This window comes from Aerococcus sanguinicola, from assembly GCF_001543145.1.
Classification (GTDB): Bacteria; Bacillota; Bacilli; order Lactobacillales; family Aerococcaceae; genus Aerococcus; species Aerococcus sanguinicola.
In genome coordinates this window covers 1,006,845-1,025,066 of sequence record NZ_CP014160.1, presented here as the reverse complement: position 1 = coordinate 1,025,066, position 18,222 = coordinate 1,006,845, and the positions used below count along the sequence as shown (strand labels likewise).

15 protein-coding genes and 2 tRNA genes are annotated in these 18,222 nt (G+C 49.3%); 6 read left to right on the top strand and 11 right to left on the bottom strand.

Annotated elements, in window-relative coordinates; translation table 11 throughout:
• Nucleotides 1-225 precede the first annotated feature (225 nt).
• Complete coding sequence (locus AWM72_RS04540) at nt 226-1,521, top strand: uracil-xanthine permease family protein (RefSeq protein WP_067976566.1); 1,296 nt, start codon at nt 226-228, stop codon at nt 1,519-1,521.
• Between the two features lie 166 nt (nt 1,522-1,687).
• Here the strand turns inward: AWM72_RS04540 and AWM72_RS09400 are convergent, their stop codons facing one another.
• Both AWM72_RS09400 and pdxR read right to left on the bottom strand, forming a co-directional pair.
• Nucleotides 1,688-1,834 (bottom strand): hypothetical protein, encoded by a 147-nt coding sequence (locus AWM72_RS09400; RefSeq protein ID WP_158444750.1) that lies wholly within the window; start codon nt 1,832-1,834, stop codon nt 1,688-1,690.
• A 231-nt stretch (nt 1,835-2,065) separates the two neighbouring features.
• The gene (pdxR, locus tag AWM72_RS04535) at nt 2,066-3,451 is read right to left on the bottom strand and encodes a MocR-like pyridoxine biosynthesis transcription factor PdxR (RefSeq protein WP_067973893.1); all 1,386 of its coding nucleotides are present in this window, start codon (nt 3,449-3,451) and stop codon (nt 2,066-2,068) included.
• A 63-nt stretch (nt 3,452-3,514) separates the two neighbouring features.
• On the opposite strand from pdxR, the gene pdxS reads away from it, so the two are divergent.
• Nucleotides 3,515-4,399 (top strand): pyridoxal 5'-phosphate synthase lyase subunit PdxS, encoded by an 885-nt coding sequence (gene pdxS / locus AWM72_RS04530; RefSeq protein ID WP_372595697.1) that lies wholly within the window; start codon nt 3,515-3,517, stop codon nt 4,397-4,399.
• Between the two features lie 58 nt (nt 4,400-4,457).
• On the opposite strand, the gene AWM72_RS04525 is transcribed toward pdxS, so the two are convergent.
• Nucleotides 4,458-5,768, bottom strand: coding sequence for a sensor histidine kinase (locus tag AWM72_RS04525; protein ID WP_067973885.1), 1,311 nt, complete (start codon nt 5,766-5,768; stop codon nt 4,458-4,460).
• A gap of 88 nt (nt 5,769-5,856) precedes the next feature.
• On the opposite strand from AWM72_RS04525, the gene AWM72_RS04520 reads away from it, so the two are divergent.
• A complete protein-coding gene (locus AWM72_RS04520) occupies nt 5,857-9,228 on the top strand; it encodes a hypothetical protein (protein ID WP_067973880.1) in 3,372 nt (1,123 codons plus the stop codon).
• Nucleotides 9,229-9,309: 81 nt separating this feature from the next.
• Here AWM72_RS04520 and AWM72_RS04515 read toward each other — a convergent pair whose 3' ends face one another.
• From AWM72_RS04515 to AWM72_RS04480, 8 genes are all read right to left on the bottom strand, one after another.
• Entirely contained in the window at nt 9,310-10,071 is a 762-nt protein-coding gene (locus AWM72_RS04515) for a LytR/AlgR family response regulator transcription factor (protein WP_067973877.1), read from the bottom strand.
• Nucleotides 10,072-10,781: 710 nt separating this feature from the next.
• A complete protein-coding gene (gene apf / locus AWM72_RS04510; RefSeq protein ID WP_067973874.1) occupies nt 10,782-11,486 on the bottom strand; it encodes an aggregation-promoting factor in 705 nt (234 codons plus the stop codon).
• A 371-nt stretch (nt 11,487-11,857) separates the two neighbouring features.
• Nucleotides 11,858-12,298 (bottom strand): GNAT family N-acetyltransferase, encoded by a 441-nt coding sequence (locus AWM72_RS04505; RefSeq protein ID WP_067973870.1) that lies wholly within the window; start codon nt 12,296-12,298, stop codon nt 11,858-11,860.
• A gap of 127 nt (nt 12,299-12,425) precedes the next feature.
• Nucleotides 12,426-12,944, bottom strand: coding sequence for a hypothetical protein (locus AWM72_RS04500; RefSeq protein WP_067973867.1), 519 nt, complete (start codon nt 12,942-12,944; stop codon nt 12,426-12,428).
• 112 nt (nt 12,945-13,056) lie between these two features.
• Nucleotides 13,057-13,128, bottom strand: a tRNA-Gln gene (locus tag AWM72_RS04495).
• A gap of 13 nt (nt 13,129-13,141) precedes the next feature.
• Nucleotides 13,142-13,222 (bottom strand) — tRNA-Tyr (locus tag AWM72_RS04490).
• A gap of 85 nt (nt 13,223-13,307) precedes the next feature.
• Complete coding sequence (locus AWM72_RS04485) at nt 13,308-13,682, bottom strand: hypothetical protein (protein WP_067973863.1); 375 nt, start codon at nt 13,680-13,682, stop codon at nt 13,308-13,310.
• A 95-nt stretch (nt 13,683-13,777) separates the two neighbouring features.
• Nucleotides 13,778-13,996 carry a hypothetical protein gene (locus AWM72_RS04480; protein WP_067973860.1) on the bottom strand — a complete coding sequence of 73 codons (219 nt, stop codon included), beginning with the start codon at nt 13,994-13,996 and terminating at the stop codon, nt 13,778-13,780.
• 254 nt (nt 13,997-14,250) lie between these two features.
• Here AWM72_RS04480 and cdaA point away from each other — a divergent pair, with 254 nt between their 5' ends.
• The 3 genes from cdaA (at nt 14,251) to glmM (ending at nt 17,647) form a co-directional block, all read left to right on the top strand.
• A complete protein-coding gene (gene cdaA, locus AWM72_RS04475) occupies nt 14,251-15,105 on the top strand; it encodes a diadenylate cyclase CdaA (protein ID WP_067973857.1) in 855 nt (284 codons plus the stop codon).
• A complete protein-coding gene (locus tag AWM72_RS04470) occupies nt 15,092-16,180 on the top strand; it encodes a CdaR family protein (RefSeq protein WP_067973854.1) in 1,089 nt (362 codons plus the stop codon). The genes cdaA and AWM72_RS04470 overlap by 14 nt, the downstream gene beginning before the upstream one ends.
• Before the next feature lie 102 nt (nt 16,181-16,282).
• On the top strand, nt 16,283-17,647 hold the full coding sequence (gene glmM, locus AWM72_RS04465) for a phosphoglucosamine mutase (protein WP_067973850.1): 1,365 nt from the start codon (nt 16,283-16,285) through the stop codon (nt 17,645-17,647).
• Nucleotides 17,648-18,222: the final 575 nt, after the last annotated feature.

Genomic DNA, 18,222 nt, shown 5'->3' with positions numbered 1-18,222 from the left:
GCTCCTTTTCACAAAAGGGATCGACCGGCTAAAGCCGCTCTTATCCCTTTTGCTCCAGAGGTCCCTTTCTCCCGCATCCTCTCGCACCCTTATTTTTTAATTTTTTCTTAACCTTCCCTTGAATAAGGGATTTTTATGCGGTATAATTTCAAAAGTTTGGCCAGTTTTAGGCTGGCTCTTGATCAATGATTGGATATTGCTTTATGGAGGGATGAAGTCATGGAAATGAACACCAAACAGTTACGCATGAATTTTGATATTGAGGACACCCCGCCCTTTGCAGAGGGTTTACTGCTCAGCTTCCAGCACGTCTTCGCCATGTTTGGAGCAACGATTCTGGTGCCGCTCATCTTGGGTTTACCAGTCTCAGTGGCCCTCTTCTGTAGTGGTTTAGGTACCTTGATTTACCACTTTGCGACCAAGCACCAGGTTCCTGTCTATTTGGGATCGTCTTTTGCCTTTATTGGGGCCATGTCCTATGCCATTAAGCAACTGGGAGGCGACATTTCAGCCGCCCAGACCGGGGTCATCCTGACGGGTGTGATTTACGTCCTGGTTGCCCTCCTCGTCAAAGCCCTGGGAACCGGTTGGATCGACCGGCTCCTGCCCCCTATCGTCATTGGGCCAATGATTATTGTGATTGGTCTAAGCCTCTCTTCCTCCGCCGTCAGCAATGCGGGCTTTACCGCAGACGGGACCTGGCAGGAAATGCTAGTGGCTATCGTAACTTTCTTAATTTGCGCCTTCGTTAACGTTTATGGTCGGGGTTTCATCCGAGTTATCCCCTTCCTGATTGGACTCATCGGGGGTTACCTCACCGCTGCTTGCCTAGGCTTAGTGGACTTCACTCCTGTCCATGAAGCGGCCTGGTTCCAATTCCCCGAATTCCAACTTCCTTTCCAGACCCCCTTCTTCGATAACTATCGCTTCTACTTCGGTCCTGAAGCCATCGCTATCCTGCCCGTCGCCCTAGTTACCATCTCAGAACACATCGGGGACCACACCGTCCTCAGCGAAATTTGTGGCCGTGAATTCTTGAAAAAACCGGGCCTCCATCGTACGCTGATCGGGGACGGGGTAGCAACGGCCGTCTCTGCTTTTCTAGGTGGACCTGCTAACACCACTTACGGGGAAAATACAGGCGTTATCGGTCTGACCCGAGTATCTTCCGTTAGCGTCATCCGCAATGCGGCGATCATCGCCATTATACTGAGCTGCTTGGGCAAGTTTACCGCCCTCATCTCAACCATCCCCGCCTCCGTACTAGGTGGGATGTCCATCCTCCTCTATGGGGTCATCGCCAGCAACGGTTTGAAAGTCCTCATCGAAGCCCGGGTGAACTTCAACCAAGTCCGCAACCTGGTTATCGCCAGTGCTATGCTCGTCCTAGGCCTGGGCGGCGCTATCCTCCAAGTCGGCGTCTTCTCCCTCTCTGGGACCGCCCTAGCCGCCATCGTCGGCGTCTGCCTCAACCTAGCCTTGCCTGAATTCAAGGACCTCAAGATTAATTCTGACCGGTAAAAAAATAACTATCTAATAATAATAAAGAGTTCAAAGTTTTAGCCAATTCGCTAAGATACTTCGAACTCTTTTTCTTTCATACAAAGATCAGAATAATGATTAACCCTTTTAAAAATATACCAACAAATTTCAAAAAGGTTTAACCCATAACCCATTGTAGTAACAGCTATTTCTCTTTATCTATAAACGTTTCTTTTAAAGCAAAAAACAAAAAAATCACACCTATAAATTTTAAAATTGTTTCATTACCAGGATTTTTATCTCCTGATATGATAAAGAAAACTGCCATAAGAAAATTAATAAAGGCATTCATAACTCTTCCACCTTCTATGATATTAGTTACCTAACTCTTAAACAAAGACTAACATATATATATATATATATATATATCACGTAGGATAGAAAAGATTTACATATTTTTTACTGTTTATTTTCTTTGAGATAGACTTAATACTTTTGAAATAATTTTTCTATTCTTCATTATATTGAATAACAAAAATAACAGTATTATTTATTTGATGAAATCCAAACACCAATGAAACTCTTACACCCGACTCCCCTCCAAACTCTGGCCAAGGACTTCCAGCGCCTGGGGCAGGTCAGCTAGGGGGACGCCGCCCAGTCCGAGGAGATAGTCCGCCCAGGGCCAGGTCAGCTGGCGGCTATAGCTGGCCACACTGTCGATTTTCAGGCCCTCTGCCTGCCAGGTCTGGGTCAGCTGGTCCAGGTCATAGCAGTCAGGGTCTAGGCGAAAGACCAGGTAGAGGCCTGTATCCGCCTGGGTGAAAGACAGGCCCGGCAGCTCTTGGAGGGCGTCGAGAATCAGGCCCTGCTTCTTTCGGTAATAGGTATTCATCCGGTTGACATGCTTGGTGAAGGCTCCCTCCGCCATCCACTGGCTGAGGGTCAACTGGCTAGCAATCGAGGGGGTCAAGCCGAGGTCTGCACAAGTCGCGTAGGCGTCCAAGAGAGCGTCTGGCAGGACCATATAGGCCAGGCCCATAAAAGGCCCAATTGACTTGGAGAAGGACCCCGATAAGATGACCCGGTCGTCCCGGTCGATAGCCTTCATGGCAGGAATCCGCCGCCCCGCATACTTGAAGACGGAGTCGTAGTCATCCTCAATAATGTAGCGGTCGGGCCGCTCAGAGGCCCAGTTCAACAAGCGCTGGCGACGGCGGACCCCCATCACTTGCCCGGTAGGAAACTGGTGGTTGGGAGAGACCACCGCAATATTGGCCGGCGTCTGCTCCAGGTCCTTGACTGAGAAACCGTAGCGGTCAATGGGGATCTTCTCCGTTCCTTCAAAGTTCGCATGCAGGCTGGCTAGGTTCAGCGCATAGCCGGGATCTTCCAGGCCATAACAGGCTTGGCCGAAGACCTGGTTTAGAGCCAGTAAGTTATGGGAAAAGCCCCGGGTAATCACGATATTTTCAGCCGAAGTGGCCAGGCCCCGGAATTCATAGAGATAGTGGGCTAAGGCATTGCGGAGGGGCGCTTCACCCAGGGGATTGGCCTGCTGGTAGCGACTAGCCTGGGCCATTCCCAGACTGGCCGCTTGTTGGAGACCGGTCCGAGCCAGGCCTTCTAGGTCAACCGCTGAGGGCGAGAAGTCATAGCGCCAAGGGGAGGCCGCTTTTTCCTCCGTCAGATACTGGGGATAGACCGCCTCTCTCGGTCCCAGATGATCCAGTTCGATCTTATCCACGAAGAAACCACAGCGTTCTTTAGAGATAATATAACCCTCTTCCAAGAGCTGGAAATAGGCCGTCTTGACCGTGTTCAAGCTAACGCCCAAGTGGTCCGCATAGGCCCGAAAGGAAGGCAACTGGTCCCCACTCTGATAGTAGCCGTCCGAAATGGCCGCCTTCAAACGGTCATAAATCTGTTCATAAAGTTTCTCGCCTGGCTTAAAGTCAATCGATAACATGGCATCTGTACCCCTTTTTTTATTGATGTTTGTACCTTTAGAAGGTTACAGCTTTATTTTATAATAAATGCATTAGAAAAAGGAGGCCCAATCATGACAAAATTCCAAGAAGTTAACGACCAATTACTGGGTGGGGTCATTATGGACGTGATCAACCCTGAACAAGCCAAGATTGCCGAAGCAGCAGGTGCTGTGGCCGTCATGGCGCTCGAACGCGTGCCCGCCGATATCCGCAAGGCAGGTGGGGTCAGTCGGATGAGCGATCCAGCCATTATCCAAAAGATCCAAGAAGCGGTGAACATCCCCGTGATGGCTAAGGCGCGGATCGGTCACTTCGTTGAAGCCCAGGTCCTCGAAGCCCTAAAGATTGACTATATCGATGAATCGGAAGTACTCTCTCCCGCCGACAATGCCAACCATATCAACAAGCACGACTTCAAGACGCCCTTCGTTTGCGGTTGCCGCAACCTAGGAGAAGCCCTCCGTCGTATCAGCGAAGGGGCAGCCATGATCCGAACTAAGGGGGAAGCGGGGACGGGTGACGTGGTCCAAGCTGTCCAACACCTCCGCACCCTCAACCAAGAAATCGCCAATGTTCGCGCCCTCCAAGAAGACGAGCTCTACACCAAGGCCAAGGACCTCCAAGTGCCGATCGAGCTCCTGCGCTTCGTCCACCAAGAAGGACGCCTGCCTGTCCCCAACTTCTCTGCCGGTGGCGTGGCCACACCTGCTGATGCCGCCCTCATGCGCCAACTCGGAGCAGAAGGAGTCTTCGTCGGTAGCGGGATCTTCAAGAGCGGCAACCCAGAAAAACGCGCCCAGGCCATTGTCAAGGCCGTCGCCCACTACGACCAGCCCGACGTCATCGCGGAAGTCTCCTATGACCTAGGCGAAGCCATGGTCGGCCTCAACGAAGACGAAATCGACGTCCTCATGGCCCTCCGCTAAATTTACAAGCTATACCTCATTAAGACAAAAGCGACCTCCTTGACAAGGTCGCTTTTTCTTATGCATTCAAATCAATCAAGAGCTCCTGAACCAGGAGGTCGCCCAAGAAACTAGTAAAGTGCTGGATCCCTTGCTGCTGGCTCAGCTCTTGGACATTGACCAAGCCGTAGCCCCGGTCCTGGCCGGGCCCAGCCTTGGTGGACTGCCCCCTCTGCTGGAGCACGGCCCGCACTTGGTCAGGATCCTGGCAGCGGTTGGCCACACTGATGGACAGGTAGCCTTCCACCGCCTCCACCGCAAAAGTCAGCTCAGCTTGGTCAAAACCCTCGGATTCTTCGATGGCATTATCGAGCAGGATACCGACAATCCGGACCAGACCTGTCACCCCTTCCTGGACTTGAGGAAGGTCCTCGGCTACTTCAACATGGACAGGGATCTCATAGCTCAGGGCCAAGCTTAGCTTAGTCTGGACCAGTTCCCGCAAGGCATCATTGGGCAAGTCAGCCAGGTCAAAGATAGGATGGTCCTCTGCCAGGTCTAGACTAGTCCCACTCTCCTTGAGCGACTGGTAATAGCTCGTCAAGCCCTCCCAGTTCTGATGGTCAATATAGCCGCCGAAGCCCACTAAGAGGTTCTTCAAGTCGTGGCGAAAGCGCCGCATTTCCTTATATTGTTGGCTAATCAACCGCCCATATTCCGCATCTATCCGCTGCTCAGCCTGTTGGCGCTCTGCCTGGCGGATCCGTTCCGTTCCCTGGTAGAAGAGAGCCGCTGCTAAGACGAGGAAGACCAGTAAGAAAAGATTGGTCAAGGCCAGGTAGACCCAGGTCGCCGAATTAATAGCTGATACCTTTTGGAAGTCACGGACAAAGGCGGGAAAATATAATAAGAAAGCTAGGCCCACCGTCAGGAGCAAGAAAGAGATGTGCCGGCGAATCGAACTAGAGAAATACCGCCGCCAGAGCCAGTCCTCCAAGCGGCTGAGGCCGAAAAGCAGAGGGACTGAGCCCAGGAGCCAGACCAGGAAGTGCCCCAGTGTACCATAGGGGAGGCTTTCGTAGACAAGGTTAAAGTAATAGCTATCCTGGCAAGAAATATTCACAAAGATTAGGGTTGTCATGGTCATCACCTGGGTCAATTCTCGCCACTGCCAATAGAGCCAAGCCGCAACCAGGAGAAAATTAAAGGTCATGTAAAAGTTCAGGCTCACGATTAAAGGGTTCAGGGCTGTCGACAACAAGAGTCCGTACAAGACCAAGTAGCTAGTGACAGACCGCTTGCCCTTGGCCCAAAAATGGCAGGTATAGACCACCAAAGCCTGAAAAACAAAATCATAGAGGGTCAAATGGCTCATCAAATAAGCAAGCATGGCCCACCTCCTTCGTTCAAACTAGTTAAAAATTATATAACGTGCTATATTTATATTAATCGATATTACCATTATAAGGAGAATCCTCATGCAAAGACAATTAAAACAAGATATTCTAAAAATTCTTGCCTGTAGCGCCACCCTCTGCTTCTTCCTGAGCCAGGAAGTCCAAGCCGCTCCCCTCGAAACGAGTTCGGCTGTCCAAAGCAAGGAAAACGAGTCAGCCCCAGCAGAAGCAGCAGCAGACCGTCCAACAGAGGAGGAAACGCCCACCGCTCTAACAGAAACCAGTGAAAGTTCTGTCTCCACGGGCGAAAAAACAGCTGATGGCGATAAGTCCCTTCAAAGTGAAAAGGAAGCTGAATCGAGTGCCAAGACTGAAAAAACAAACCCCAATGAGGAAAAGTCAACAGCCAGCGAGAAGAAAGCTTCACCTACGCCTAAAGACAAACCCGCTAATACAGCGCCAACCGCTTCAAAGGCCACTTCCAAAGCAACCGCAAACCAGCCCGAGCCCTATCGACCAGTTGTCAGCCGACACCCTCTCTCTTCCCCAGAAGATCCTTCTTCAACCCCTACTGACCAACTTCCCCTGGTCTTCCAAGCCCTGGTCAAGAAGGGGCTCCCTAGTGATAAATTAATCAACTATTCTTATGGCTGGACCGATCACAACACTAAAAATCCGCACGGTTACCCCAAAAATCTGGCTGCAGAGCAAAGACTGACTATTATTGATGCTCCAAGCAACTGGTCCCGTCTAATCAAACTATCCGAAGACCAAAAACGCCTCCTGGTCACTTACACCCACCTAGAGACCGGCCGAGAGAAGAAGTGGACCATCTCATACATGCTCAATGACCAGCCCCTCGCCCCCGAGAAAGCCGCCACCCTGACCTTCCGCTATGATTTAGACCGTGGTTTTGACCGCGTCGTCGAACAAGCCGAAGAGTCAAAACAGGCTGAACTCCCCCCTTACCAAAGATTTAGTAAAGAAGGGCTAAGTGAACAAGAAGCCAAGCTTCAAATTATTTATGACTTTGATCTCATCGGTCTTTCTAGAGATTCAAGTGGCCGCTATTACTTCTTCCCTATCCAATCACGTTCCGGATCTCCCAAAGGCCGGCACCTCATCATTCCCGAACGCGAAAACCCTAGTAACCCCCTCCGTATCACTTTCCTCGGTCCCCTGCGCAGCAAAAATGACCGCGACATGCTCATTGGCGTCCAGAATTGGACCCTCAACCCACAGGACTTTGGGAACTTACGAATTTGGCGCTGGATAGATAAGAAAAAACTCCAAGAACCCTTAGAAGCTCGCCCTGGCATGTTAGAAGATGATAACAGCTATTTTATTGTTGAATCTGAAGAAAATCCTTTCTCTGAATTCGCCTACCAGGAACTGCCCCATAGTCCTAAAGGCGCTTCGGATGAAGAATTACTCAGCTTCCACCCGCTCTGGATGGGCGTCAATTGGAAGAATGTTGAGAGTAAGTGGGACCCTATCCTCAATCTTCCTTTTAACCAATTGAACTATTATTCGATAGATAGGAAGGGGCAGCTCAAGAATAAAATCGAGTGGTCTAAGTTTGTCATCCCCCATGAGGACGGCAAGCAAGTCGACTTGATCTACCAATTCGGATCGCAGCCTGCCTTAGACACCAAGAACTTTAAGGTCCACTGGCGGGTCTCCAAAGAAGATCTCGATGACAAGCAGACCCGCTACCACTACCAACAGATCTACCACTTTACCGACGAATGGGCCCAAAAAAAGGAAGTAAAGGTCGATCCCGCTTCCAAAATACCAAGTGACCTCGACTTTATCCTTGCTAAGAAAGCAGATGACCCATACCACTATTTCGCTAAGGAAAGCCAACGTGAAAAAATCGATGACCAAACCGAACACATCCATATTGACCGCTATGACCTGACTGAGCGAAAGGTCGGCAAGATTGTTCTGCCTGCACTGACTTCCCACAAAGAAGTTTGGCGCAAGGAAGTCTCAGACAATGACAGTGAGACCTATCAGATTAAATACAGGCTCCTTAGCCGCGACCAGGAGCAGGTCACAGATGGGCCCGAAAAAGTCTACACCTTGCCCCTCACTGAATGGAAAAGTGAGCCAATCCCCTTCATCAACACTGCTGAGGATTTGTATACGCAAGGGCCGGATAAGAAGCCTATCGATATCCCTAATATCTTCAACCTCCTACCCACTCCAACTAAGTTTGAAGGGACTAATGTCTATCCCATTTACTCTAAAAACGATTTCTACTTATTTAAATCCCCAGATAAAACGTCAGGATTCGAAGCCTTCCACTACCAAACTGAACCGGTGAAAGACAGTTCAGACTACCTTCTTACCATTACGAATATCAGCGGGGCAGAGGATCCTTACAACGGGGCCCAACGCCGCTACCGGGTCCAACAGTTTGGCTTGGAAAGCCCAACCCCATTCATTATCTATGCCATGAAGTTTTATACCGATTTGGACCATCCCGAACGCGTTTACCGCTATATCGGTAACGAATTTGGCCAAGGCGGAACAGGCACCGGGGGACGCCGGGTCCTCACCAAGGAGAAACCCTATGAAGAAAGCCAGGTCAAACTCCCTGATAAAGCAAATCCAGTGCCTGATGCAAAAGTATCTAAAGACGGAGCCAGTAAAGGGACAGACGGTCGCGATGACATTACCAAAGAGAAACCCTATGAAAAGAGACAGGTCAAACTACCCGATAAAGCAAATCAAGATTCAGATCCAGGAGAAGCTGGAGCTGGGGCTGGTAAAGGGACTGACGGTCGTGATGACATCACCAAGGATAAGCCTTATGAAGAAAGTCAGGTGACCCTACCTAATAAAGAAGAGGATAATAGGCCAGCAGCTTCCCATCGTCCTAGCAGACCGGGACAGGTGAACCAACCGACTAGTTCTTCAAGTCAGCACGTAGGAAATGAGCGCCCAAGTCAAGTCAGCTCTTGGCTGGATAAGATCCGCCAAAGCCTCAAAGATTGGGCGAGCCAACCCAGCCAACGCCTAGCTAAACGTCAGGCCCTGCTTGCCAGCGAAGACAATCAGCCAAAGACTGGCTCCTTAGCTCAGCTCATCCAAAACATTCAAGGAATCTTCTTGGAGCCAGGTGGCAGTCAAGACAGGAAGACAGCCCGGTCGCTCTCCCCAGAAGACCGGCCCCTGCGGACAAAAGACGGCCTCACAGTTAAGGAAGCCATCGCCCAACTTTTCCAAAAGCCTGTCCAGGCAGCGGAGGAGGAAGTGACTGATTCAGACCTCCAAGCTATTGAAGACCCAGCAGAGCCAGCGGAGGACACGCCAAGCGCTAAAACAGAACAGGCCTCCAAAGAAAGCCTGGCAAGTAAAGAAGACCAAGGAAGTCATTGGAAGCTCCCAAGCCTCCTCCTTCTCTTGATCCTCCCCCTTGCCTACTGGTGGAAGAAACGTCAGTAAATGAATATAAGAAAAAACGACTCGCCCAGCTTAGCCATAAAAACTAAGTCGGGCGGTCGTTTTTTATGATGAAGAAGATTTTTACCTGGTGTACTGGTTGGAGTAAGTTGCCATAGCTTCCATCAAGTTCTCATAACGGTCTCTGGAGAAAGGAATGGCACTACCATCTAGGAAGGTAATCTGACGCTCCTTGCTATTTAACTCCTGAATATTCTCAATATTAGCCAGGTAGGACCGGTGACAGCGGACGAATTGCGGGTAGTCGGTTTCAATATTTTTAAGGGAATCATAGAAATCCACCAAAGCCTCTGGACCAACTAGGCGGATGCGGTGGGCAGGCAGGGTCTCGAAATAATTAATCGCTGCGCTGCGGATCACCTGGGTCTGGGCTCCCTTCTGGATAACGAAGGGTGGGAGGCTCTGAGACAGGACCAGACTCCGCTCGTAGGCCGTCTTGATACAGGCAATCATCTTGTCCCGCATCTTGTGGGGATTATCCTTCAAAATATAATCCAAGGCTTCCAGATGGTAGGTCATAGTGAAGGGCATATACTCCTCATGAGCCGTGACAAAAACTAGCTTGGCCTGGGGCTGGTAGCGGCGGACCTTGCGCGCCAAATCGAGACCGTTCATCTGCTGGTCACCCAGGCGCACATCAATAAAATAAAGGCTATCCTGCTTGGTCGACGTCTGCTTGGCATAGGCAAGAACCTCTGCAGACTCATCAGTTGATAGAGCCAGGCGAATGGGTAAATCTTCTTCCATCACAAGATAATTCTTCACATAAGTCGTCATTGCTTCCAGGTGTGCTGGATTATCTTCACAAATAATTATTTCAAACATTCGCAAGCCTCCTAACTCCCTTAATTATAACATGTTGGCCTTCCAGATTCCCAGTCTCAAGGGCTTAGGAGTGATTTTCAACAGTTCAGGAGTTATGGTGAGAAAAGGTCAAAAATTAAATTTTGGGGATTTCTGTTTCAACTTTTATTCAGAGGCTCTGTTTGAAAGTTGGAGGTCTGCAACTTGTGTTCAAAGCCTCTGTTTGAAAGTTGACAAGCTCCTACTTGCACTCGAAGGCTCTATTTGAAAGTTCATGACCTGCTACTTGCACTCAGAGGCTCTGTTTGAAAGTTCATGACATCCTACTTGCGCTCAGAGGCTCTATTTGAAAGTTGCCCCATATTTGTCCTTAAATACTGAAAAAAGCTAGCACGGCTTAGTTCTGCCGTGCTAGCTTTTCAGTGTGTATATTGAATGTTTTTGGATGGTGTCGGGCTTTTGCAGCTAAGCGCGTGCCCTCACACTCTGTAGTCGGGTTCGCAAAGGCAGAAAGGGAGTGACTTCAGCAAAAGGGAACGGCCGGCTAAAGCCGTCCTTATCCCTTTTGCTTCCAGTCATCCCTTTCTAAGCGCCTTTGCTCTCACCCTACCTAGTCGGGTTCGGTCACGCAGCTTTCGTGTCACTTCACAAGTCCCCGCCGCAGTCTTTCAGACTGCTCTGGTGACTTGCTCCAGTGAACGAAAGCTAAACGCGTGCCCTCTCACCCTTTTTTAATACCAACCGTTGTTGTTCCAGAAGGCTAGGGCGTTGTCCCATGAGCCGTAGCGGCTGGCTACGTATTGGTCAGCGACGCGTTCTTGGTTGGCTGGGGAGTAGTCGCCACCTAGGTAGCTGGCTGATAATTGGTAACGTCCGATGTATTGGCCGTTAGTTGCTGAGTATGAACCGCCTGATTCGCGTTGAGCGATGATTTCTTTAGCGGATGAAGATGAACCGGTGTAGTTTGAAGCGGCTGGAGCAGCTTGAGCTGGTGCTTCGTAGCTGTAAGCTTGTTGTGAAGGTTGAGCAGCTGGTGCGTTAGCGTATGAAGTTGCTTGGGCTTGTGGTTGAGCTGCAACTTGGTCATTGTTTTCAGCTTTTTGGCCTTCAGCTTTGACATTGTGAGCCTTGCCGTCTTTGTCCACTTCGAAGGTTAATTTTTGGCCGGGTTCGATGAGGTTAGCGTTTTCGATGTCGTTAAGGTCAGCGATAGCATCCACGTCAGCGTTTACTGCAGCTGCGATAACGTTTAGGGTGTCGCCCCATTGTACAGTGTATTCTTTAGCGTCTCCGTCAACAGCCTTAACGTCTGCTTGAACTTGTTCAACTGTACGAGCCACCCATTCTGCGGCTTGAACGTCTTGACCTTGAACGGCTTGGAAAGCAAAACCTGCGATTGCGACACTTGCTCCGAAAAGTACCTTGTTAAATTTCATTTGAGTAAATTCTCCTTTTTCATCTCTTTTTTTATCTATATTCTTTCACTTCAGGCGAAGGCGTCAGGGCCTTGCCTCGTCGACAAGAAATATCTTAGCACGGCCCCCAAGACAAAAAAAGCCCTCCGACCGACTTGTTAATCAGCCTTAACGACTCTGTTAACAAGTCCGGAGTTTTTGAAATTTAGCTGAAAAAATGTAAAAATCCTGTAATAAAAAGCGGCTTGAATTGTCTTTTGTCAAAAATTACATACCGCATTATGACAAAAAAGCCTAAGAAAACATAAAAGAAAAACCCAAGCTAAGCAAGTTTGCCTTGAAAACAAGCTTTCTTAGACTGGGCTTCTTGTAAGAATTGTTATATTCTGCCGCTAAAGGGCCTTGCTAAAGCAATAAACCGGCCGTTCCATGAAGTCGACCAGGTCTTCCTTGAAGCGGTAACCGGCCTTGGGATAGAGGGCTTCGTGCTGGGAGATGACATAGAGCTGGTCCTGGCCCTGGCTCTTGGCTTCCAGTTCGACCAGGGACACTAAATGGTAGAAGATACCCTGCCCCCGGTGGTTAGGATCGACATAGACGGCGGATAAAAAAGGGCCATAGTCGAGGTCTGGTACAATATCTTCCTTTAAGAGCGAGGCAAAGGCCATCAAGCTCCCACTGGCATCCGTCACCACCAAGACCATTTCACCGTCTTGGAGCTTCTGGTCCTCTAATTTCTCCGCCAAGTAGGCCCCTCCTGGAGAGTCCACACCCTCCAAGGCCTCGAGTATAGACTGTGGCGCCTGGTCGCCTGGACGATAGATCGTTAACATGGTAATAACCCCTCTCTACATATTATAATTTGACTCTAACATGCCTGGGCGTAAAAACAAAACCTGTCAGCTTGGATGAACAAGTCACCCACACTGACAGGCTGAAACAAAGAGACGGGATAGGCGCTTAAACCGCGCCCTGGTCCGCCAACTTCTTATAAGTATAGAAACAAATACCGAAAAGCACTAGATTCAAGACAACCACAATTGCGGCCCAAATCCAACCCGCCATAGCGGAGAAGGCGCCCAGACCCGCCAAGTGGGTCAGCAAGGCATTGACCAAGGGAATGGCCAAACTAATGGCGCAGGCAATCACAAAGTTGGTCTTGGTCTGAGGATCAATCTGGAAGTCACGCAATTTTTGCCATTCTTTATAGAAGATAAAGACTAAAGCCAGATACAATAGCAAGTAAACCACGTTCATCAAGCGGACAGGGGTCGAATGGGCATAAACAAAGGTCTGCTTCATCTGGTCGACCATCTCTTGCCCCAACATCTCAAACTGGCTGGGGTCAAAGTCCTTAGCCTGGAAGGATGAGATAGTGGTAATCAATTGGGAAATCGCATTAAAGACATTAATCACAAGGAAAAATATAGCAAAACGTTTCAGGCGCCGGATGAGCACCTGGTCTTGGGAAAGCTCCATAAAGCACAACTCCTTTCTCGAGTTACCTTAAGTATAACAATTCTGTTGAATAGCTACAATATTCATTATTCATTCGCACAAAAAAAGACCAGCTCCCTGCTGGTCTCCTCAACTGGGGTAGCTGGATTCGAACCAACGCATAACAGAGTCAAAGTCTGTTGCCTTACCACTTGGCGATACCCCAATAATAATTGAAATGGTGGGAATAGGATTCGAACCTATGAACCCGAAGGAGCGGATTTACAGTCCGCCGCGTTTAGCCACTTCGCTATCCCACCCGACGAATCAATTTGATTTATCGTACTCAATTATAATAACATCTCAGTCTGGGCTTGGCAAGACCTTTTTGATATTTTTTTCGGATTAATCTCTCTCTTGCTTCCAATCATAGAAAAGATTGGCTAGGACAATCATAATAATCAAGCCTAGAGTCAGCAGGCCAGTCAGCTTAAAATCAGTCCAAGTAATAGTGCCTATTTCAACAAAGGGTTGAAAAGCTATTAGAGGAAAAGAGAGGATAGGAATACCAATAAGGTACTGATAAAATTTCTTTTTACCCAAATCCTTACGTTTATCCAAAAACTGACTACTGACAAATAATGATAATAAGAAGGTTATTCTCGCTAACCATTGAAACCACCAAGTAACTTCTGCCTGGCTAATCAAAAAATAAAAGTAAAGCAGCCAGCTGAGGCCTGTTAGCCCCTTCCATAGTGACCAAAGCTGTTCTTTCCTCATCTAACTTCTCACACTCCTAAATATATGTTAAGGCTATAGTGATAATCATAGTTTAACATAATTTGGTTTTTTGCAATTAGATAAATCAAATCACCCTATCTCCGATTAGTCGGCTTTCCCCACTTGGCCTGGTATTTAGCCTTCTGATAGGCTTTAATCCGTGGCCCAATCATAGCTGTTACCGCAAAGAAAAGGCCCCAAGTTAGGTCTGTCCAAATAAAGGGCCAACCCGTCTCTTTAAAAATTCGAATGAAATAGACCGCAACAATCATCGTCAGACTAAGTTTTAAGAGATCAGTCACTTGAATTTTCATTATTCTGTCACTCCTTTTCATGGATACGCTTTTATTTAATTTTAACAAAGCATTAAATAAAAACCAATTTTTCTTCTAGCTGCCATTAATAGATTTAACTTCTATAATAAGGTTAATTATCTACCCCAGTCATTTTAAAGATTTCCTAAGCTTTAAGCCAGGCCTCAAGGGAGGTTTAGGGGGCCGGGTATGCTATACTTAATAGGTAAGAATGCTCTGGGCATTCGTGAATTAGCTGATAAGGAGGCCTCGCCATGTCTTTTGACTGGTCATCTATTTTTACTTTCCAACACCTCTTCAATCTGATTGATATCTTGATTGTCTGGTTTCTCTTCTACCAATTGTTGAAGGTGATCCGACATACCAAGGCGATCAATATTTTGAATGGGATTTTTGTCTTTATCGTGATTAAGATTCTGAGTTCGGTCTTTCGTCTGGAGACCATCGATTGGATCATGAACAGTATTATCCAGTGGTCCGTCGTAGGGGTCTTGATTATCTTCCAACCTGAGATCCGGCGCGGTCTGGAACATTTGGGCCAACGCCTCTTTACAGCTAAGAAGCAGCAGATGTACGCCAACCCCATGGAGGAAATGGTGGAAGAGATTATTGACGCTTCCAAGTACATGGCCAAGCGGCGGATTGGGGCCCTGATCTCGATTGAGCAGGAACAGTCCCTGACCGAATTCGCCAAGACCGGGATCAGCCTGAACGCCGCGATCAGCTCCCAGCTCCTCATTAATATCTTTATCCCCAACACCCCCCTCCACGATGGGGCGGTCATTATCCAAGATGGGGAGATCACATCCGCGGCGAGCTTCCTGCCCCTCTCGGAGAACCCCGATATCCCTAAGGAACTGGGGACCCGGCACCGGGCAGCAGTCGGCTTGAGCGAGCAGACCGATGCCATTACTGTTGTCGTCTCTGAAGAAACTGGGGGCATTTCCCTGACCTACCACGGCCGGATTATCCGCGACCTCTCCGAAGACGAACTCCGCCAAAGCCTCCAAGACCACTTCATTGTGGCTGAAGAACAGTCCGAAAGCAATATCCTGAGCCGCCTCTTCGCTAAAGAAGAGAAGGAAAGCGAGGCGCATGACGATGAATAAAATTTATGACAATAAGTGGTTAACTCTCCTGGTCGCCCTCTTCCTCGCCTTGACCATGTTCGTCTTCGTTAAGGCTGAGCGCTACAATGACAATCCCATTTCTTTCTTCCAGAATGTGAGTGAGAATTCGACGGAGACCATTTCCAATGTCCCCGTCCACATCAAGGGCAATGTCCAAAACTACTATATTACCGGTCTGCCCGAAACCGTGGACGTGGAGCTGTCGGGACCAGCCAATCTTATCCAACAAACCTTGGAGGCTGAGAACTTCAAGGTCGTCACTGAGGACTTGGAGCAGCTCGGCCAGGGCCAACACTATATCAAGCTCCGCCTGGAAGGGATCTCCAAGGAATTGCATTACAAGCTCTCCCCTTCCAGCGTCAATATCACTATTGCGGAACTCCAGACCCAAAATTATCCCATTGAGGTCCGGGTGAACAGTGATAAGCTCTCCCCCGACTATGCGGTCGGTAATGTGAGTGTCAACCCTCAAACCGTTACCCTGTCAGGCTCTGGCGACAAGCTCCAACAGATCAGCCAGGTCTATGTCAATGTGGATATCCCGAGCGATGCCAGCGACTCCTATACCACTTCGGCCACGGTCCTAATCGCGGATAGCCAGGGGCAGATGCTGGATATCAGTGCCGATCCTAAGCAAGTGGAAGTCCAAGTCGACATCCAGTCCAATACCAATACCGTCCCCATCCAATTTGAAGCTATCAACGGCCGGGCCGACACCGACTATGAGATCGAACCCCTTACCACCCATAACACGGTGCTCTCGGGAGATCCCGCCAGCATCCACCAGCTCAACCGGGTGATGGGCTATGTCGATGTCAGCCAGATTAGCAAGGAAGAAGAAACACAGGTGGACCTGGAACTGCCAGCCGGGGTAGCCTCCATGGAACCGGCCCAAGTCCGGGTCAAGGTCACGCCCCACCGGCAGAACGCTGCCAGCCGCCAAGAAGAAGCAACAAGAGAGGCTAATTCCGCTAGCAGCCAGCGGTCCCAGGAGAGCCGGTCGACAGCTGACCGCCCAAATTCTCCCAGCCAGGAACAAGACCCCTCCGCCTAGACCTTTAAGTTCGAACTTCACAGGCTGAAGCTTTCATGTTAAGATGACTTGTACAAAAGAAAAAATCCTCGAATTAAACCAATACTAAGGAGATTATTCATTATGCGTAAATATTTTGGAACGGATGGCGTTCGTGGTGAAGCTAACCGCGAATTGACACCAGAACTCGCCTTTAAATTAGGCCGTTGTGGGGGCTATGTCCTCCTCCAGCATGCCGGCGAACAGAGTGAAAATCCGCGTGTCCTCGTGGCGCGTGACCCGCGAATCTCAGGGCAATTGCTTGAACATGCCCTGATCTCCGGCCTCTTATCCGTTGGCATTGAAGTCTTCCAATTAGGCGTCATTTCAACCCCTGGGGTGGCCTACTTGACCCGGACAACCGGTGCCACAGCTGGTGTGATGATTTCAGCCAGCCACAACCCAGCAGCGGATAACGGGATTAAATTCTTCGGCAGTGACGGCTTCAAGCTTTCTGATGACCAAGAACTAGAAATCGAAGCCCTTCTCGACCAGGAGGAAGACGACCTGCCACGGCCAAGCAGCGAAGGTTTAGGTACAGTGAGTGAATACCTGGAAGGGGCCTCCAAGTACTTGGAATTCCTCGAATCCACCATCACTTCTTCACTCGAAGGCATCAATGTCTGCATCGACGCGGCTAATGGGGCAACCTCTCCCTTGGTTAACCGCCTCTTCGCTGACCTAGAAGCCAACTTCCAAACCATGGCCTCTTCCCCTAACGGCCTCAATATTAATGACGGCGTGGGGTCCACCCACCCTGAAGCCCTCGCACAAATGGTCCTCGACAACCAAGCTGACGTGGGGATCGCTTTCGATGGCGACGGCGACCGCTGTCTGGCTGTCGACGAGAAGGGCCGCTTGATTGATGGCGACCACATCATGTTCATCTGCGGCAAGTACTTGAACGAGCGCGGACGTTTGACGAACAACACCATTGTTGCCACCGTCATGTCCAATCTCGGCTTCCATAAGGCGACAGAAGCCGCTGGCATCAATGTGGAAACTACCAAGGTCGGCGACCGCTATGTGGTAGAAGCCATGCGCGAACACGGTTACAACCTAGGTGGTGAACAATCCGGCCATATCATCTTCATGGACTACAACACGACTGGTGACGGCCTACTGACCGCCATCCAATTGCTCTTCGTCATGAAGCAAACTGGGAAGAAACTCTCCGAACTCGCCGACGAGATGCAATCTTACCCACAAATCCTCGTCAATGTGCGAGTGACCCGCCAAGGCCGCGAAGATGCCATGAAGTCTGAAAGCGTCCAAGACGTTATCCAAGCCGTTGAAGCCGACATGGGCGGTGACGGACGGATCTTGGTGCGCCCTAGCGGTACCGAAAACCTCCTCCGCGTCATGGTCGAAGCCAAAACAGACGAACTCGCCGCCGACTACGCCAACCGGATTGCCGACCAAGTCCGCCAAGAATTCGGCGTTGAATAGAGGCTCTGCTGAGTCATCAATAACAAAGCAAAATTCATAAATTGTCATTCAAAGTAAACACTTCCCTATAGCAAGCGGCAGCTTTTGATCGCTTGGCTGGGGAAGTGTTTTTGTTTGACACAGGCAAGCCACAATCAAAGGCTCCGAGTGTGGATTAATAGGACTCAAGCCACATTCGGGAGGGCACTGTGTGGGTTAATCATAAGCAAGCCACAATCCAGGTTGCCAATTGTGGCTTGTAGCTGGGGAAGGCACAATCGGGGCTGTGGAATGTGGATTGACCGCGTCCAAGGCCCAATAGAGCCCCCCGAGTGTGGCTTAGCAACCTAAACACTCAATCAAAAGCTCTAAATACAGAATACAAACGCAATTCAACTGCACTAAAAAAATTTCAATACAGATTTTAACTTTTAATATTGCTAACTAGTAATCAAAATACAGTAGTATTTGTTGAGCAGGAGTGGAGCGTTGAAGTTAGGCCTTAGCCATGGAGAAACAAGCGATGTGAATTAGGGATAGTAGGTGTAAGCCGTACTAGCCCTTTGAAGCTCGCTAGGCGAGAGACCTTAGCTCGA

Coding starts and splice junctions, on each gene's coding strand:
- AWM72_RS04540 (WP_067976566.1), top strand. CDS start 226: ATGAACACCAAACAGTTACGCATGAATTTTGATATTGAGGACACCCCG.
- AWM72_RS09400 (WP_158444750.1), bottom strand. CDS start 1,834: ATGAATGCCTTTATTAATTTTCTTATGGCAGTTTTCTTTATCATATCA.
- pdxR (WP_067973893.1), bottom strand. CDS start 3,451: ATGTTATCGATTGACTTTAAGCCAGGCGAGAAACTTTATGAACAGATT.
- AWM72_RS04525 (WP_067973885.1), bottom strand. CDS start 5,768: ATGCTTGCTTATTTGATGAGCCATTTGACCCTCTATGATTTTGTTTTT.
- AWM72_RS04520 (WP_067973880.1), top strand. CDS start 5,857: ATGCAAAGACAATTAAAACAAGATATTCTAAAAATTCTTGCCTGTAGC.
- AWM72_RS04515 (WP_067973877.1), bottom strand. CDS start 10,071: ATGTTTGAAATAATTATTTGTGAAGATAATCCAGCACACCTGGAAGCA.
- apf (WP_067973874.1), bottom strand. CDS start 11,486: ATGAAATTTAACAAGGTACTTTTCGGAGCAAGTGTCGCAATCGCAGGT.
- AWM72_RS04505 (WP_067973870.1), bottom strand. CDS start 12,298: ATGTTAACGATCTATCGTCCAGGCGACCAGGCGCCACAGTCTATACTC.
- AWM72_RS04500 (WP_067973867.1), bottom strand. CDS start 12,944: ATGGAGCTTTCCCAAGACCAGGTGCTCATCCGGCGCCTGAAACGTTTT.
- AWM72_RS04485 (WP_067973863.1), bottom strand. CDS start 13,682: ATGAGGAAAGAACAGCTTTGGTCACTATGGAAGGGGCTAACAGGCCTC.
- AWM72_RS04480 (WP_067973860.1), bottom strand. CDS start 13,996: ATGAAAATTCAAGTGACTGATCTCTTAAAACTTAGTCTGACGATGATT.
- cdaA (WP_067973857.1), top strand. CDS start 14,251: ATGTCTTTTGACTGGTCATCTATTTTTACTTTCCAACACCTCTTCAAT.
- AWM72_RS04470 (WP_067973854.1), top strand. CDS start 15,092: ATGACGATGAATAAAATTTATGACAATAAGTGGTTAACTCTCCTGGTC.
- glmM (WP_067973850.1), top strand. CDS start 16,283: ATGCGTAAATATTTTGGAACGGATGGCGTTCGTGGTGAAGCTAACCGC.